This window comes from Periweissella ghanensis (genome assembly GCF_918814755.1).
GTDB lineage: Bacteria > Bacillota > Bacilli > Lactobacillales > Lactobacillaceae > Periweissella > Periweissella ghanensis.
Window position 1 is genome coordinate 1 of the sequence record NZ_CAKKNT010000004.1, and the last position, 17,103, is coordinate 17,103.

The following is a 17,103-nucleotide window of genomic DNA, read 5'->3' on the forward strand; positions in this document are numbered from 1 at the left end:
AGCTATCTCTATTTTTGTACTCTTTTTTACGAAACAATACAATTAGAATAAAAAATGGTACTGACACCCATGACTTAAGTCATGGCCATCAGTACCAAAAAGTATAGAACCCTTTTTTACGCGTTGGAACGTGAAAAAAATTATTATTAAACCGTTTAAACTTTACCTTTAAAATTAAAATACAATTAGTTTTTTTGTTTTAAAATGATATAATAATTAGAAATACATTTGAAAGGAAGCGTTAAATGCTATCTGTCGAGCAACACCTAAATACTTATTTTACTAAGCACGCGCAACTTTTACCGGCATCGCCATTAGTACGATCTGAGCAACACTTATTCACATTTTCACCTATTCAAGATGTCGAATATTTGTATACGGAACCAGGTCATCCCGGTCAATATTTTAAACGCCAAGTGTGCTTTCGCCATGTGTATCCGAGTGATACCGTTAATCCATTAGCAACTCCATTGCAAGTTCTCTATAGTTACCACGATACCCAGCGGCAAGCCCCGTACCAAAAATTGCACAATTTACTAACGACCTTATTAGTTAATGACCTTGGATTTTCAATCGACGATATCTACTTAATTGTGCCGGACATTCCTAATATGGTGGCTGGTTTTAAGACCATTTGGTCCGAGCATGTGATGCCTATTCCAGCTACTAGATTGCATTGTAAGCTCCCATTTGCCGGGGATCATTATTATGTCAAAGTGGTCGTTAAATACCATGCTGGGTTAGTGACCATCGCTAACTTTGTTTTAGTGGCCTATAATACCGTAGCTGATAATTGCTTGTTAGATAGTGTCTTTTATCCGGAACGGCTCACAATGCTCCAACAAGCTGGTTTGAGTTTATATGAGGTTCCGACAACGCAACAACTGTTTACGGAATTAGGGGCGGTTTTGCCAACTAAGCAACTCGTTCATTTGACAATTAGTGAGTTAACCGCTGCTTTGACGCTACTTGAACAACTGCCAACCGGAACGGGCGCGAAAAAACACGCTTATACCCTCCGGCGCTTAATCCGGAACGTCTTAACCGAATTAATGGCGGCTGAAATTGATCCGCAAGTTATTTGGGATGTCTTTGCACACGTGGCCCAGTTAAATGCCCATCAAACAGCCAGTTTACAACAAGAGTTAGTTAGTTTTACAAAAAGCATCACCCATGGAGAACGCCAACTAAGCAAATACATCCGCCAACAGCCCGATTTGCAAGTTGATGCTACGCTGCTAGATCGTGTCTATACATCGTATGGCTTACCGCCAGTATTAGCAGTTAAATGGTTACAAGCACATAAATATGCCATCGAAGCCACCATCCCAGCAAAGCTAGTACCACACAAAAATTTCGCTTTTAACTTTGATGTTACCACTAATCAATATCATAATCCGTTAACTTATCGTTAGGTAGTCAGGAGGAAGCGCTTATTTCTAAACACATTCAGTACGCTAAGTTTGTCTCCTATGGTGGGACCTTAGTATTTAATACAATTATTGATCTATGGATTGTCCATACGTTTGGTTCGTCTAACATTTTGGGACAAACAATGGCCATCGCGAGTTCAGCAACTTTTATTTGTAGTATCTTTGGTGGCTATATTGCGGATTCGAAATATTTATTGGCCGTGATTAAAGGGATTAACCTTATTTCAGGAATCTTATGCCTCGCTTTTGTCGGGCTGTATCATTACCAAACGCACCTTGATTTATGGCAAGTCAATACAGCGGTCTTCTTATTGAATGTCAATGCTTACTTGAGTTCGCCAATCTTTAAAAAAATGGTGAATTTCTTTGTTAAGCGTGAGGCGATTATGACTTTTAATCAAACGATGGCACTAGGAACGCAAGTGTTAAGTGTCACGGTACCACCAATTAGTACGTTCTTGTACGGTTGGCATTGGTTAAGCTTACCAATGGCATTTCTGCTAAATGGTCTTTCGTTTTTCGGGGCGTTTTTCTTCTTAAAACCATTTACATTGACCGAGCAACCAAGTCATAAATTTGTTGGTTACCGCCAAACGTTTACAAACATCTTTAGTAATCCAACCTTGTTGCAATTCTTATTTATGGGCGTAATGTTAAATTTTTTTTTGGCCGGACTTAATATCTTCTTTCCGATTATGGTGATTCGACAATTACACGAAGGACATTTGTATGGGGCGGTTTTAGCGAGTCAAGCCGTCGGAGGAATTGTGGGTTCATACTCCATCTCCAAAATTCCGATTACCAAGAGTTTAACATTTGAACGCATTGGCTTAGTGGTAATTTCATTAGTGTTATTACTACTAACGATCCTCCAAACGATTGCGTTTATCTTTGTAGTCGCCGTTGTAATTAGTATTGTCTTATCTCGCTACAATATTGCGTCGCAAACGATTGTCCAGCGTGAAGTTGATAGTGCTTTAATTGGGAAGACTTTTTCCGCGATTTTTATTTTTGCCAATATTGCCTCACCAATTGGAAACCTATCATTTGGTTATATTAATGGGATTTCTATGAATTTAACGTTAATTGTCGTTGCCGTCGGGTTTGTTATTTTCAATTTAATGTGGATTATGATTGATCGACGCTATCAAAAAAGGAGTCACGAATGAACATTGTAATTTTATCACCACTCAGTAATTCTTACATTGGGGCGTTAACATGGGCACCTGTTGATGACAATACGTACACGTATCTTGTTTCAGCACGCTTAGAGCATAATTATCAAACTACCCAAGCCAATATTAAAATTATCACTGTCCCTGAATGGAACTATCCAAACTTATTGCATGCCGTCACTACCATTAATGAGCCGACACCAATAAATCATTTAATTCATTACGATGAGCATGACGTTGAAGTGGCGGCCCAGTTGCGCGAAGTCTTTAATATCCCAGGTCAACGCTTAGCAGAAGCGACGTTGTATCGGAATAAGTTTTTGATGAAACAATACGTTGCCCAACACGGGATTGCCGTACCAAAGTATCAAGAAGTCTTGTCACTGGATGATGTGGCTACGTGGCAAGCAAACTTTAATGGGACAAGCATTTTAAAACCGATTGATGGCGCCGGGGCCAAAGGGATTACGGTCTTAACACCGACAACTGAATTGGCTGAAATCACACTTGAAGCAGGCGGGCGCTACATTATTGAAGAATATATCGATTGGCCCTTATATCACGTTGATGGCTTTGTACAAGGAAAGCAATTAGCGTATGTAAATACTTCTAAATATCTTGGCCAAGGTGGCATTAACTACTTAAGTCAGCAAAATTCTGGTTCAGTTGAAATTGATCGCACGACAGCTCTGGCATCTAAAATTGAAGTCTATGTTAAGCATCTGTTAACCATTTTACCGCACGATGATGCCATGCTATTTCACTTAGAAGTCTTTGTTGAACCTGACACCGAAACAATTTACTTTTGTGAAATCGGTAACCGCTTAGGTGGTGGCCGCATTAATGAAGAACTCCATGATCGTTACGGTATTTGGCCGATTAAAAGCTACTTACATGCGGTTATTACTAATGAGCCTGAGGTGGTTGTTCCAAAAAATGATTCGCTTCACGGGTTTATATTTATCGCACCCGAACATGGTAGATTAACTGCATTACCAGCAACTGTTCCCGTGGATGGCATCTATGATTACCACGTTTTTGGGAAGGTGGGCAAAGTCTATGATGGCAGTAACTCGATTAACCAAGCCGTTGTTGCTATTAGTGTCCGGGATACAACCGCCGCCATCGTCTATGCAAAACTCCGGGAAATTGAACAATATTTAGCAACGACAATTAAATACACAAAATAGGAGGCCTTATGAATTATTTTGTTTATAAATACTCGCCTCAAAGCATTCACGCGTAAGCGCTAGCCAACACTGTAATTGTGGCCCCACGTAATCGGCAAACTGCTTATGAACAATATTTTGGCAAGCAACTACCAACCATGCTATTCTTAGATGAAATTAACTTTGACACCGTCTTAGCAGCTTTACGCCAACGTTCGGATGTTACCAGCGTCAATACATTAAGCGAACCCGATGGCATGTGGGTCGGGTTAATTGAAGATATCATTCTTAAGCGGCCCTCAAAGTATCTTGAAAATACGCTTAGCAAAGATAAGTATTATATGCGCGCGGTCCTTGCAGGGATTGTCCCACAACCAGAATTTTTGGCGCTCGTAGATATTGCATCTGCCTTAGCTTTTGTCCAAGCACACGCAAAAGTCATTCTTAAACCGCGCCGTGATGATTCAGCTAGTGGGGTCCAAGTACTCGATGTGAACATGCAATCATTAGCAGCTATTCAAACACAACTAACAACGATTTTAGCTAGTAGTCCAGATGGCTACATGTTGGAAACTTTTAATCCGTATCCGCATATGTGTACCGTCGATGGCTATGCTATTGATGGTCAAATTACCCGCTTTATTGTGCATGAATATGTCACGCCCATCTTGGCTAGTTTGCAAGCTAAGCAAGCGTTAGTAACCCGAACGGCACATTTCTACAGTCGAAATGATACGAGCATGTTGGCTAAAATTTTTACATTGACGCAAACGATTATTAGCACGTTAAATTCATGTGATAAAGTAATGCCATTTCATCTGGAGCTATTTTACGATGATAGTGGGAATTTAGCATTTTGTGAACTTGGTAAACGCTTTGGTGGTGGCGGGATTTTAGAATTAATTGTTGCCGAAACGGGCGTTGATATTGCCCAAGAATATTGGTTACGCCAAAATGGGGATGTTATTTCAGATGAGGGACCAGTTCAATTGCAGCCAACGCAAATTGTTGCGTGGTACAAGAAATTTGCGCAAGCCGGTTATTTAACGACTATGCCAACTAGTTATTTACCATCGTTGCCATGGGTTAGTGCTTTTTATCCAATGGTGCAAGTTGATACACAAACGCAAGCTAGTCAAAGTATTACCGACTTACTGTTTAAGTTACGCTTTACTGCCGCTGATGAAGCCACTTTCAGCCAGCATTTAAACGATATTGATGAATATGCTCAGCAATATCGTTGGATATAAATCCACTGAATTAAGACATGTACTCACCCAAGATTACTAACATTTGAGTTATACTTCTGACGGATAGCTCACATATTGACGAAGATACCTCCAATAGCTATCATGAAGGTAATAAAACTACGGGACCTTAAAGGAGAATTACGATGCCATACCAAGATTCATATATTGCAAAAGTGCGGGAAAAAGTCGGCCATGACTTCTTATTAGTGATGCCAACAATTGATGTGGTCATTAAAAATTCAGCGGACGAACTTCTACTAATCTATAATCGCGATTTTGATGCCTGGGCTTTTCCGGGTGGTTACAATGAACCCGAATTTTCATGGCAAGAAAATGCCGCCCGCGAAGCATTAGAAGAGGGTGGTATTCAAATTGATCCTACCAAACTGCAACTAATTGGGAATGTTTCCGGTAAAAATTATATTGCAAAATACGCGAATGGCGACACAACGCAATTGTTTACCAATGCCTATCTTTGTGAAGAGTGGGAAGCTGAAAGCGATGTAATTGACACAACTGAAATTGATGCCAAAAAGTGGGTCCCAGCTAGTGAGTTGACAACGACTAAGTTAACCTTTGCGGCCAAAGCCGTCTGGGAAGTGTACCAACAATACCGGGCAACTGGGCAGGCATATTCATTGAACTTCGAAACAAAATAAAAACAAAAGGTCCGTGGATATTATATTCACGGATCTTTTCGTCAGATTATTTCACTTTTATATCGTATATTTCACTTTTATATCGTATCTAACCGCTTCTTGGTATCGTTTCTTTTTAATTGCTTATTCAAATTGAAAAGGAAGATCCATTTTAGCCATTTGCTTTTTCGTTGGATAGGCTCTTTGCGTGCCGTATTTAGTCACAGATAACGCCGCATACTGATTAGCAAACTTAATCGCGGCATCAATACTAGCTCCCATCGTATAATAATAGGCAAAACTCCCTGCAAATGCATCCCCAGCGCCAGTTGTATCAACGGCTTGGACGGGGAAGGCCGGAATTAATTGCGCATGGTGTTGATCCATCCACAAAACACCTTTGCTCCCCAGTGTCACTAACAGATTTTCTAGCCCCGCAGCAATTAATGTCTGGCCAGCACGCTTTATATCAGCTAAATCATATGTTGGTAAGCCTGTCACGGCTGCCAACTCATGTTCGTTTGGTGTAAAAAATTTAACTTGCACCACATAGTTAATATCTAGTTCTAAATTTGCTGGTGCTGGATCTAACATGACCGGGACGTGATATTTTTTAGCTAATTCGATTACATGATAATTAGTTGCTAAAGCAATTTCTTGTTGTAATAGAATTATCTGTGCATCACGAATCAGCGCTTGATGAGCATCAATCATACTTGGCGTAAGTTCATCATTGGCTCGCTTGACGACCAAGATTCGATTAGTACCCGAAGATTCAACAAAGATGGATGCAACTCCGCTGCCACGACTCCCGTTAATAATCCCCGCTGAATTGATATCATTATCAGCATAGTTTTGCCGTTGTTGGCGACCAAAGTAGTCCTTACCAATTACCGTTAATAAATCAACATCGGCCCCTAAACGTGCTGCAGCAATGGCTTGATTAGCACCTTTGCCACCAAAGCCTTCGGAAAAATCATATCCAGCAACCGTTTCACCCCGCTTGGGTAAATGATCAGTAAAGGTTGTTAGTTCATACATATTTGACCCAATAATTGTTATTTTAGGCATTAGCCACCTCACTTACTAGGTTCGTCATTGACAATCCCTAAAACTGATAAACTACTGCTCGTTCCTAATCGATCAGCACCAGCACCAATTAAGACTTCCGCCATTTCACGATTACGAATTCCACCGGCGGCTTTAATTTTGATGCGCTTATCAACGGCATTTTTCATGATTTTAACGTCAGCTAAAGTCGCACCACTGGTAGTAAAATCCGTTGAGGTCTTGACATAATCAGCCCCCGTATCCGCAACTAAACGACTCGCAATCCCAATTTCATTATCCGTTAGTAAGCCGATTTCAATGATAACTTTAATCACCTTACCGGCACCATGGACAATGTCAACGAGTGCTTGGACTTCTTGGCGAACTTTGTTGTAATGTGCGGCCTTAAATTCACCCAGATTATAAACCATATCAATTTCGTCGGCACCGTTGTAGATGGCATCTTGAGCTTCTGCAACTTTAGTCGTTGTTGTATTCGCCCCTAATGGAAAACCGACAACCGTGCCAATTTTTACCGATGAACCTTTCAAACGTTTGTGAGTATAAGATACCCAATACGGGTTGACCATAACGGTATAAAATTGATAGGTTAGCGCTTCCGTAATAAGTTGATCAATGTCGGTTTGGGTGGCATCTGGTTTTAGTAACGTGTGGTCAATTAACTGATTTAATTGCATTATAAAATCCTCCTTTATCCGGATCCCATCGTCATTATAAGTGGATGATTGACTGGCTGTAAATGTGATTTGGCAAAAGCAAACTACTTGTAAAGTGGATGTGAAATGCCTGTTAATTAGTTTGTATGATTATTAAAATTAACTAATAAAATTCATATAAGCATAGTTAGTGGAAGTGGTGTACAATATTAGAATCCACTAATAAAATTTTAAAGGAGGTTAGTATATGCAACATATAAAAGTTTTTCCAAAGCGTTTAAAAATTGGAGATGAAATTCGCGTTATTTCACCCAGTTCATCGATGGAACGAGTAGGTGGCTTTGAAAATAACATACCTGCTAAGCAGCAATTAGAATCACTTGGTTTTAAAGTAACATTTGGTAAAAATATTGCTGCTAATGATCAATTTGGCTCAAGCTCAATTAAAGAACGTATTGATGATTTACATGATGCATTTGCTGATTCAAACGTTAAAGCAATTCTAACAACGATTGGCGGGTTAAATTCTAATGAGTTGCTACCTTACATTGACTGGGATTTGATTAAAAATAATCCTAAGTTTTTTATCGGCTATTCTGATACCACAAGTTTACATAATGCTATTCGAGCTCAAACAGGTTTGGTTACTTATTACGGTCCTTGTTATTCTGCGTTCAAAATGAAGGAATTGCAAGAATATCAAACATTTAATTGGGAACATAGCATGTGTAATTCTTCATATCAATTACTACCAAGTAATAATTGGTCAAGTGATTTGTGGTTTGATCAATCCAAATCTCGCCACATAATGCCTAATCAATGGCATGTCTATAACCAAGGTTATGCACAAGGGACTATTACTGGTGGTAACATCCAAACTTATAGCGTCCAGGCTGGGACACCATATTTGCCTAATGTTAAAACACCAGTTATTTTTATTGAACAAGCTGAAGGAAGTGAAGCTCTTGAATTTTCAAGAGACCTAGCACAAGTTTTACAAATGCATTCTGATATTAAGGGTCTTGTGATTGGTCGTTTTCCAACTGAGAATAATGTAAGTAGCGATGATTTATTAGTCATTTTAGATAAATTTCCAATCTTAAAAACAATTCCGGTTATATACCATGTTGATTTTGGTCACACACAACCAATCTTCACATTTCCATTGGGTGGTGAAGTAGAAATTGATACTAGTAAGATGCAAATATCAATTATTAGAGGTTAAATTTACTGCGATTAACGGCAAATATCTGGTTAATTATTTGCTTAGTGAATACTGGTATGCTTTAAATTTTAGGAAAAAATCAAGCAATAACCGAAAACACACTAAATAACCACCTTGAAAATTTATTCAAGGCGGTTATTGGTGTATTTTAAATGATACTCTCTTTAAGCAATGCAAACTTGTGCTAGTAATTCTTCGAGTAAGTCACGCATGCCAGGCTGGTTCAACTGTAATTCAATATCATTTGAAGTTGAGCTAACATAGTTAACAAATTCATCATTTGAAATTACCATACTGTTGATGAATTCTAAAATATTGGTTGAAAGGGTAATTTCAACTTTTTGATCAAGGCTTAGCTTTACTTGATAGGCATCAGGGAACAATTCTGCTCGCAAGACATCATGCATAATTTGACCATCAGGATCCCATGAAGCACTTTCAATTTGCAGTTGGTAACAGTAATTAACTAACTTGAATAACTCATGCATCCGTGATGTAAATTCCGCTTCACTAATTGTGAGCAAACCGTCATGGTGGTCACGGAATAACATAATTAATGTCGCAAAATAGTTATCAAAGGCTACGGTAGCGTTAAAACGTAAATCAGTATCAATTAACACATACGTCGTCCCACGTTCAAAGAAATATTGTGGTTGCGGATCAACGTTAATGGCTTGCGTATACGTGATAATCGCTTGATCATATTGGCCAGCTGTCCGTAATTCAGCGGCTTGATTACTTAATTCCGCGGCATAATCAATTGGTTCGGCCTTTTCTAAAATATCCGTAATACCAGCTGTATCTGATACGTGTGGCGTTAAGTCATCAGTAGTCACGTTTTCTGGTTCGTATTTAGCCATCGCATCGACAAAGGCGACTAATAAATCCCGCGCATCTGGTGTATCAAATAACACCACTTGGTCTTCAGTCAGTGTATTAGCAAACGTATTAAACAAATTGTCGTTGGTCATCAATTTTTTAATGAAAGCAAATAAGTTAGCGTAGTTTGAAAATAACTCGGTTGGTGCTTCGGCTGGGAGTTCACCATCTTCTTCGGCAAACGTCGCTAACGTCAAATCGCGCATTTCATCAAGGAAGGGGCGATCAGCTTTATCAACAAAGAGCATGATGTAGCACTCATTTAATTGGCGGATATTTTGGTAAAGTTTTTCCAATAACGGTGCTTTTTCAGTGCTATCGGCTGGTAAATCAAGGTATGTTCGATATTCGGTTAAACAATATGTCAACATATCCCGGAAAGCATATTGGGCATTTTGTTTGAAGTATTCTGGTTCAGGGGCATTAATATATGTAAGTGCCCGCTCTAAGTAATAGTTGGGGTTGTTATCGCTATTAATCGCGTAGTTAAAAAAATTAAGTTCTTCATTCAGGGGTGTATTTTCAGATTCATTAGGCTTACTATCCATGTTAAAACTCCTTTGAAATGTTGATTTTATGTTTATTGTAACATAGGTCATTTATCAGTGTATAACGATAACTTCTAATAAGTACGTAAGTCCCGGCAAATTAACCTTGCGTTTTAACGAATTTAATTATAATATTTTAATTAAATTAGAATACTATGAGAGTCAGAGGATGGTATATGAAAACTCACGCAACAGGCAACAGGCAACAGGCAACAGGCAACCAATGATAAAAGATGAACTGCGACCATTTCGTATGGATTTTATCCTCCAAATAATTGTCGTCGTCATCATGACCATCATCGCATTGTATACGCCGTACTTAGAAGGCCATATCATCAATGCCATTGTGTATCAGCACAGCGTCCACGCAAATTATTGTCGCCGTGATTAATCAATTGATTGTCCGTTTCTATCAGGTTGATTCCCAATCTATGCTGGCATATGATGGGGCCTATTTAAATTCACGGGTGAATGAAGACGTTTCCGTAACGGCCCGGTTTATTTATATTACCGTTCCTAACTTTATCGCGAATCTAGTTACGATTGGCGGCGTTGGGATATTCTTAGCAGCATTTAACATTAAAATTCTGGGCTTATTTACACTTTTTATCGTGTTATATATGTTAGTTTTCTTTTTTACCCGTTATTACATCTATGTCACAGCACTTGATGTTAAGGAAATCAGCGCAAACTACTTTGCGGATCGCAATAGTATGTTTACGCGCTACCTAGCGATTAAAGCCAAAGAACTCCTTGGCGCCGAACAGCGTAAAAATCAACAACTGGCGACGACAATGTTTACGGCGATGCACGGGAATTTCAAATGGCACTATATCTTATCAACTTCTAAGATTAGCTTATCGATGCTCTTTCAGATTGCCTTTTTCATTATCGGGGGCATTGCCGTGATTAATGGTAATTGGCAAATTGGGACGTTCACGATTATCTTGCAGTACTTTGTGATTCTGATTAATGTCGTTGATAATTTATTCTATGTCGGCAGTGAATACCAAGACTATCAAGCATCGCAAACGCGGTTACAAGAGTTATTAGCACTCCCACGTGAAGTAACTGGGAAAACTACGCTCGCAAAAGTTACCACGATAACGATTACTGATTTAAACATCAACCTTGAACCCGATCAGCCGTTATATACCCACGCTTTAAACTTTGGACTAACCGCTGGTAACATCTACACTTTGACTGGAAAAAATGGGGTTGGTAAAACGACTTTTCTGTATACGCTATTAGGCTTAAATCCTGATTACCAAGGACGGATAACGTTTGACAACCACGAACTAGCTACCCTTAATACCCGGATATTACGGCAAAATAATGTTGCCGTGATGCTGCAAAATGAAGTTGCAACAGAGCTGACCGTGCAAGCATATTTAGACCAGTTTAAGATTCTCGCAATGCAAACAGCAAATCCATTAATCAAAGCCGTCTTTTTCAACGAACATTTCATGTTAACGAAGCTCCTTGATACACCGCTAAATCAACTTTCTGGTGGTGAACATCAATTAGTAACGCTTTATGCCACCTTATTTAAAGCTGACGCAACTGTACTTGTTTTAGATGAACCATTTTCTAACATTTCCTTTAAGCTTGTGCCAGCAGTGCTGAATCTCTTGAACAGTCCGGATTTTAGCGATAAAATAATTTTACTCGTATCACATGATCAAATGGTCATCGACTTGACGATTCCCATCGCAATTGGTGGCTAAAGTAACACAGGAGGTAACTAATGGGAAACTTTATTTTTATTGTCTTTACAATTGGTTGCTTACTTTTTCAGATTTTAACTGGGTATTTAGGTAACAAATATTTGGGGATGATTTTACCAATTATCTTACTAGCCTTTATCAGCTATCTGATTTACATTGGCGCTTGGACTTGGCGGCTTGGGGACATCTTAATGCCGTTTATCGCAATCGGTGCTTTAACCTTGATTTATCAAGGGGGCCGCGCGTTAAATCCGAAAAATTCATACAGTAATACGAATGATGCACACCATTAATTTGATCTTTGAAGCAGAACTTACAGCAACGCGCTTGTAAGTTCTGCTTTTATTTAATTCTAAATTATGATATTTTTAAAAAGGTAAATTTTCTTTAAATAGGGGTACAACATGAATCAATTAGATACTGATAAATCATACGACACGGCGGTCAAAGTAATCTCAGCGGCAGCCGCATTGCCAATTATTAAGGTTGATCGGCAACAATTTTTAACTCAACAATTTGGCAAAAGTGATCAGTTAGCCCTGATTTTAGCTAACGGCCCCCAAGCAGTTTATTCGGTAGATGAATTAAAACAACGTGCCCAGTTATTAGTCAAAAATAGTACGAATAAAACCGCGTTTACTTCATTTGTAACCGGCTTACCATCTAATCCACTTACAATGGCATTTGCTGGTGGGGCCGATGTGGTCCAATACTTTGGATTTGCGTTAAACTTAGCGCAACAAATTGCGTATTTATTTGGTGAAGATGAAATATTAACTGGTAAGGCAGATAATTTATCTGATGAAGTTAAAGGTCGTTTAATTGTTTATTTAGGCGTCATGTTTGGAGTTGGTGGTGCTGCTGCGACTTTAAATAAAGTTTCTAATAAAGCTGGTAGTGTGCTTGGAAAAAAGGTTGCCTCGCAGGCATTAACTCATACAACTTGGTATCCATTGATTAAGCAAATCGGTAAAATCATTGGTATTAAAGTCACTAAAAAAACGGTTGAGAAAACAATTACGAAAGTCGTCCCTGTGATTGGTGGGGTCATTTCAGGTGGGCTAACTTATCTTTCATATCGTCCAATGGGTAATCGGCTCGTTGATGCCTTTGTTAAAAACATCAATGGCGAGTTTGATAATATCGCTACTGAAAAGATCGTAATTGATGGTGAATTTGTCGAAATTAACTAAATTGGAAATAATTGGGGTTGTGACATAACTCTCTTCAAGTACTAAATTGCTACCAAAACGCACTCCAGAAGTCCGATATATTCGAAATACAACAATAACCGCCTTGAAGAAAATTCTTCAAAGCGGTTATTTAGTGTATTTATCGATATCGCCTGACTTCTGTTACAGCTCCGTTTTTTGCTATAATTAAAGTTAAAATACATCAAACGAGGTACCTATATGCAATTCTTTCATAATCTCAAAATTCGGGTTAAACTACTACTTGTCATGGCGTTAAATTTATTACCGGTTATTTTAATTGGGGTTGTAACGGCTTTTAAATGGGGCCAACCAACGGTAACATATATCTTAGTCGGCATCAGCATCATCTGCTTATTAGTCAGTTTCCATTTCATTAATCAAGCTGCCACGCGTACAACTCAAAGATAATAACGTAAATCGGGGGACGATATGCTTAATAATTATGAAGTTACAACCGATTCACTACAATTAACTTTACCGTATGAATACGGGACGTTAATTATTAGTGATCAACCACTTGCTAATAACGATGTCACGTTGTATTTTGCAAATCATCAGTTAATTGCAATTGGGCAAGCAACGCTCAATCACCAAGCATTTGAGCGTGTTATTACATTGATTCCAGCTTGGGATATGGAACCAGCATATCTCCTGGCGGCCCTAACTAATCAAGCGCTTACTGCTGGTTGGACACCAACAGAAGGGGTGCTCACACCAACTAAAATCCCTACTAATTACGCCACTCCGTTGACCGATTATTTGGCCGTGGTAATGCCATTATTACACTGGTTAGGGTATGACTTTACGACACCTGCCGCCGCTGCAGTCGTAGCACCGACGCCACCGGTCAAAAAAGCTGGTAAGCCCCAGCATCGTTGGACTAAAGAATTGAGCACGGTACCGTTTTATGTCGATTATGCCGGCGTTACGGCGACCGTTTACTGGCAAAAACGCCATGAAATGCGGATTGTCGCCGGGGCTACTTTAGTCCCCAATGCACCGTTAAATCAAGATGGGACGTTAGGTTTTGTGGCGCGCTTCGCCAATACCTTACGTGCTGAACAAGCGGATGCGATTACCGATAATCACACAACACGTGATGTGATTTTAAAAAGTCCCAATGAAGTTGGTCACTTCTTATATTTTGCTGGTACTAATAGTTGGTTAGTTCTACAAGATGCGTTTGGCCACACTCTTGATGACTGGAGCGTAGTTAAATAGTTATAGGTACAAAAAAGCGACTCGCGGTCGCTTTTTTTGTTATGTAAAGTTTACAATTTATTTAGGTTTTAAATTATGATTGCATAACCATAAAACAAAATATATTATATAGGTGTACCAACAATGGTAGCGCTTACATAAAGTGTAAACGTGTTTAATAATTTTACTTTAGCGAGGGATTAAGTAATGGACAAACAAGTTTTTACAAAGCTTAATACGATCTTTAAAGAACAATTTACTACGGCACCAACCGATGCCTTTTTCTCACCGGGACGGATTAATCTAATCGGTGAACATACTGATTACAATGGGGGGCATGTCTTTCCAGCTGCCATCACAATTGGGACTTATGGGGTTGGTGCAGCCCGGACTGACAAGCTAGTACGTTTGTATTCGACTAATTTTCCGGATACTGGGATTGTGGAATTTGCCATTGATGATACCACTAAATTACCCCATGGCAATTGGGCGAATTTTGTAAAAGGGGATTTAATTGCTTTGCGGGGCTATGGTAATCATTTTGACCATGGTTTTGATTTGGTGATTGAGGGTAATATCCCCAGTGCCTCTGGTTTATCATCATCATCGTCCCTTGAATTAATGATTAGCGTCGTCGTTCAACGTTTATTCCATCTCAAAGTACCACGCTTACAACTAGTTGCGTGTGGCAAACAAGCTGAAAATGAATATATCGGCGTCAATACTGGGATTATGGACCAGTTTGCGATTGGCTTTGGGGAAGCTAATAAAGCCATTTACCTTGATACGAATACGATGGTTTACGACATGGTGCCCGTCGAACTCGGCGATTATGTCGTCGTAATTATGAATACTAATAAACCGCGTAACTTAGTTGACTCAAAGTACAACGAACGGGTTAAAGAAACGCAAGAAGCCGTCTACTGTCTGCAAAAGGAACTTAATATTAATGCTCTCGGCGAATTATCAAGTGCTGAATTTGAAGCTGCCGCCCATTTAATCACGGATCCAACCGTCTTAAAACGGGCACGACATGCCGTAACAGAAAATGAACGGACGCAAGAAGCCGTTAAGTATTTAACTGCCGGTAATTTAGTTGAATTCGGAAAATTACTCAATGCTTCTCATCAATCCCTAAAAGACGATTACGAAGTTAGTGGAGTGGAATTGGATACCTTGGCTGCAGCGGCCCAACAGCAACCCGGGGTACTTGGTGCGCGCATGACAGGGGCCGGCTTTGGGGGTTGTGCCATTGCGTTAGTCAAACGTGATCAAGTAACCACGTTTGAAGACCAGGTTGGCCAAGCTTACACTGAAAAAATCGGCTACGCCCCATCATTTTACGTGGCCGACATCGGAGACGGCGCCCATTGGGTTGGCCCCATTGCGGAGGTTCTTGCATGATGAGCACTTCAAGTTTAGTGAAAGGCTTAGCCCATGCATTGGTTGCAGCTTCAGATTGTACAGCAGCGGATGAAATTTATTTAACTAATCAAATTTTAGCGCAAATTAAGCAAACTGATTTTGATAATCAAGCGGCAGTGGCGACCGGTGATTTACTTGAATTAATGGATCAAGTAGTTGCGGTTGGCCTTAAAAATTATGAAGCCCATGATGAAGCAACCAATGCCGATATGCTAGGGGCGAACTTAATGAATTTGGTATTGCCATTACCAAGTATTGTTAATCAACAATTTTGGCAGCAATATAAGCTTAATCCACGCACCGCGACTGATGCTTTTTATCAGCAGTCACGCCGTGTCAACTATATCAAAACCCGCGAAATCGCACGTAACATTGAATTCCCATATGCTAGTGATTATGTTAACTTGCAGATAACAATTAATTTATCAAAACCTGAAAAAGACCCCAAAGCAATTGCCGCGGCGCAAAAAGTTAAAAGTAATAGTTATCCGGTTTGCCAATTGTGTTTGGAAAATGAAGGGTACGCTGGGCGCCTTAATTATCCCGCCCGAGCTAACCATCGGGTGATTGGCCTAACATTGGGGGACGAACCATGGTATTTCCAATACTCACCATATGCATATTACAATGAACATGCGATTGTTTTTGCGAAGGAACACCGGCCGATGGTTGTTAGTGGGGCTAACATTCGGCGATTATTTGAATTTGTGACGTTATTTCCAGATTACTTCATCGGTTCAAATGCCGATTTACCAATTGTAGGCGGCTCGATTTTAACGCATGATCACTTTCAAGCAGGGCGGTATCTAATGCCAATGGCGCAAGCACCGATTGAAACTGCTATCGAAATTCCCGGGATTGCACTCCACGCAGCCGGCATTGTTAAATGGCCAATGTCTGTGATTCGCCTGCAAGATGCGGATTATGGCAAATTAGTTCAAGCCAGTGAATTAATTTTAACGCGGTGGCAACAGTTTGATTATCAGTCCCAAAATATTGTTGCCTATACCAACGATGGAGTGCGCCATCATACCGTGACACCGATTGCCCGCATGCATGATGGCTTATACGAAATCGACTTAGTCTTACGCGACAATAATACTTCCGTCCAATATCCCGATGGTATTTTCCATCCGCACCAAGATGTCCAACACATTAAACAAGAAAATATTGGCTTAATTGAAGTGATGGGCTTAGCCATTTTACCACCGCGGTTAGTGTCTGAAATGGCCGCTGTCAAAGCATACTTGCTTAATACAAGTACGGAAGTTAATCCCATTCATCAAGCATGGGCGGATGAGTTAAAAGCACAAAATCACCATATTACAGCGAACAATGTTGACACTATTATTAACCAAGCAATTGGGGCGACCTTCGAACGGGTCTTAACCGACGCTGGCGTTTTCAAACGAACCCCGATTGGGCGGACAGCATTTAAAGCTTTCATTGCAAGTTTGGCATAAGACTGGTGATGCAGAATTGATTAGAGTGGG

At 39.8% G+C, this 17,103-nt stretch carries 16 protein-coding genes; 13 read left to right on the forward strand and 3 right to left on the reverse strand.

Annotation, left to right across the window (positions count from 1 at the left end):
* Window positions 1-245: 245 nt before the first annotated feature.
* The 5 genes from LQZ76_RS02325 to LQZ76_RS02345 all read left to right on the forward strand — a co-directional run bounded on the left by LQZ76_RS02325 (window position 246) and on the right by LQZ76_RS02345 (window position 5,686).
* A complete protein-coding gene (locus LQZ76_RS02325) occupies window positions 246-1,415 on the forward strand; it encodes a hypothetical protein (RefSeq protein ID WP_230098158.1) in 1,170 nt (389 codons plus the stop codon).
* 32 nt (window positions 1,416-1,447) lie between these two features.
* Window positions 1,448-2,602: an MFS transporter gene (locus LQZ76_RS02330; protein ID WP_290368162.1), complete on the forward strand. Its 1,155-nt coding sequence runs from the start codon at window positions 1,448-1,450 to the stop codon at window positions 2,600-2,602.
* Window positions 2,599-3,798 (forward strand): ATP-grasp domain-containing protein, encoded by a 1,200-nt coding sequence (locus LQZ76_RS02335; RefSeq protein ID WP_230098159.1) that lies wholly within the window; start codon window positions 2,599-2,601, stop codon window positions 3,796-3,798. Before LQZ76_RS02330 ends, LQZ76_RS02335 begins: the two co-directional genes overlap by 4 nt.
* Before the next feature lie 77 nt (window positions 3,799-3,875).
* A complete protein-coding gene (locus LQZ76_RS02340; RefSeq protein ID WP_230098160.1) occupies window positions 3,876-5,027 on the forward strand; it encodes an ATP-grasp domain-containing protein in 1,152 nt (383 codons plus the stop codon).
* A gap of 143 nt (window positions 5,028-5,170) precedes the next feature.
* Window positions 5,171-5,686 carry an NUDIX domain-containing protein gene (locus tag LQZ76_RS02345; protein ID WP_230098161.1) on the forward strand — a complete coding sequence of 172 codons (516 nt, stop codon included), beginning with the start codon at window positions 5,171-5,173 and terminating at the stop codon, window positions 5,684-5,686.
* Between the two features lie 123 nt (window positions 5,687-5,809).
* Here the strand turns inward: LQZ76_RS02345 and rbsK are convergent, their stop codons facing one another.
* Window positions 5,810-6,736, reverse strand: coding sequence for a ribokinase (gene rbsK / locus LQZ76_RS02350; protein ID WP_230098162.1), 927 nt, complete (start codon window positions 6,734-6,736; stop codon window positions 5,810-5,812).
* 8 nt (window positions 6,737-6,744) lie between these two features.
* The gene (deoC, locus tag LQZ76_RS02355; RefSeq protein WP_230098163.1) at window positions 6,745-7,413 is read right to left on the reverse strand and encodes a deoxyribose-phosphate aldolase; all 669 of its coding nucleotides are present in this window, start codon (window positions 7,411-7,413) and stop codon (window positions 6,745-6,747) included.
* 226 nt (window positions 7,414-7,639) lie between these two features.
* Here deoC and LQZ76_RS02360 point away from each other — a divergent pair, with 226 nt between their 5' ends.
* The gene (locus LQZ76_RS02360; RefSeq protein WP_230098164.1) at window positions 7,640-8,617 is read left to right on the forward strand and encodes a S66 family peptidase; all 978 of its coding nucleotides are present in this window, start codon (window positions 7,640-7,642) and stop codon (window positions 8,615-8,617) included.
* 164 nt (window positions 8,618-8,781) lie between these two features.
* Here LQZ76_RS02360 and LQZ76_RS02365 read toward each other — a convergent pair whose 3' ends face one another.
* Window positions 8,782-10,044: a hypothetical protein gene (locus tag LQZ76_RS02365; protein ID WP_230098165.1), complete on the reverse strand. Its 1,263-nt coding sequence runs from the start codon at window positions 10,042-10,044 to the stop codon at window positions 8,782-8,784.
* Between the two features lie 338 nt (window positions 10,045-10,382).
* Here LQZ76_RS02365 and LQZ76_RS02370 point away from each other — a divergent pair, with 338 nt between their 5' ends.
* The 7 genes from LQZ76_RS02370 (at window position 10,383) to galT (ending at window position 17,073) form a co-directional block, all read left to right on the forward strand.
* Window positions 10,383-11,771, forward strand: a complete 1,389-nt coding sequence (locus LQZ76_RS02370; protein WP_230098166.1) for an ATP-binding cassette domain-containing protein — start codon at window positions 10,383-10,385, stop codon at window positions 11,769-11,771.
* A 20-nt stretch (window positions 11,772-11,791) separates the two neighbouring features.
* Window positions 11,792-12,064 (forward strand): hypothetical protein, encoded by a 273-nt coding sequence (locus LQZ76_RS02375; protein ID WP_230098167.1) that lies wholly within the window; start codon window positions 11,792-11,794, stop codon window positions 12,062-12,064.
* A 111-nt stretch (window positions 12,065-12,175) separates the two neighbouring features.
* A complete protein-coding gene (locus tag LQZ76_RS02380; RefSeq protein WP_230098168.1) occupies window positions 12,176-12,964 on the forward strand; it encodes a hypothetical protein in 789 nt (262 codons plus the stop codon).
* A 219-nt stretch (window positions 12,965-13,183) separates the two neighbouring features.
* Window positions 13,184-13,393 carry a hypothetical protein gene (locus LQZ76_RS02385; protein ID WP_230098169.1) on the forward strand — a complete coding sequence of 70 codons (210 nt, stop codon included), beginning with the start codon at window positions 13,184-13,186 and terminating at the stop codon, window positions 13,391-13,393.
* Between the two features lie 21 nt (window positions 13,394-13,414).
* Window positions 13,415-14,206 (forward strand): hypothetical protein, encoded by a 792-nt coding sequence (locus LQZ76_RS02390; RefSeq protein WP_230098170.1) that lies wholly within the window; start codon window positions 13,415-13,417, stop codon window positions 14,204-14,206.
* 186 nt (window positions 14,207-14,392) lie between these two features.
* Window positions 14,393-15,589, forward strand: coding sequence for a galactokinase (locus LQZ76_RS02395; protein ID WP_230098171.1), 1,197 nt, complete (start codon window positions 14,393-14,395; stop codon window positions 15,587-15,589).
* Window positions 15,589-17,073 carry a UDP-glucose--hexose-1-phosphate uridylyltransferase gene (galT, locus tag LQZ76_RS02400; RefSeq protein WP_432443415.1) on the forward strand — a complete coding sequence of 495 codons (1,485 nt, stop codon included), beginning with the start codon at window positions 15,589-15,591 and terminating at the stop codon, window positions 17,071-17,073. The genes LQZ76_RS02395 and galT overlap by 1 nt, the downstream gene beginning before the upstream one ends.
* Window positions 17,074-17,103: the final 30 nt, after the last annotated feature.

Bases quoted from the DNA above. Each gene is read 5' to 3' on its own strand.
- rbsK (WP_230098162.1), bottom strand. From the start codon at position 6,736: ATGCCTAAAATAACAATTATTGGGTCAAATATGTATGAACTAACAACC.
- LQZ76_RS02385 (WP_230098169.1), top strand. From the start codon at position 13,184: ATGCAATTCTTTCATAATCTCAAAATTCGGGTTAAACTACTACTTGTC.
- LQZ76_RS02345 (WP_230098161.1), top strand. From the start codon at position 5,171: ATGCCATACCAAGATTCATATATTGCAAAAGTGCGGGAAAAAGTCGGC.
- deoC (WP_230098163.1), bottom strand. From the start codon at position 7,413: ATGCAATTAAATCAGTTAATTGACCACACGTTACTAAAACCAGATGCC.
- LQZ76_RS02365 (WP_230098165.1), bottom strand. From the start codon at position 10,044: ATGGATAGTAAGCCTAATGAATCTGAAAATACACCCCTGAATGAAGAA.
- LQZ76_RS02375 (WP_230098167.1), top strand. From the start codon at position 11,792: ATGGGAAACTTTATTTTTATTGTCTTTACAATTGGTTGCTTACTTTTT.
- LQZ76_RS02380 (WP_230098168.1), top strand. From the start codon at position 12,176: ATGAATCAATTAGATACTGATAAATCATACGACACGGCGGTCAAAGTA.
- LQZ76_RS02370 (WP_230098166.1), top strand. From the start codon at position 10,383: ATGCCATTGTGTATCAGCACAGCGTCCACGCAAATTATTGTCGCCGTG.
- LQZ76_RS02325 (WP_230098158.1), top strand. From the start codon at position 246: ATGCTATCTGTCGAGCAACACCTAAATACTTATTTTACTAAGCACGCG.
- galT (WP_432443415.1), top strand. From the start codon at position 15,589: ATGAGCACTTCAAGTTTAGTGAAAGGCTTAGCCCATGCATTGGTTGCA.
- LQZ76_RS02395 (WP_230098171.1), top strand. From the start codon at position 14,393: ATGGACAAACAAGTTTTTACAAAGCTTAATACGATCTTTAAAGAACAA.
- LQZ76_RS02360 (WP_230098164.1), top strand. From the start codon at position 7,640: ATGCAACATATAAAAGTTTTTCCAAAGCGTTTAAAAATTGGAGATGAA.
- LQZ76_RS02390 (WP_230098170.1), top strand. From the start codon at position 13,415: ATGCTTAATAATTATGAAGTTACAACCGATTCACTACAATTAACTTTA.
- LQZ76_RS02335 (WP_230098159.1), top strand. From the start codon at position 2,599: ATGAACATTGTAATTTTATCACCACTCAGTAATTCTTACATTGGGGCG.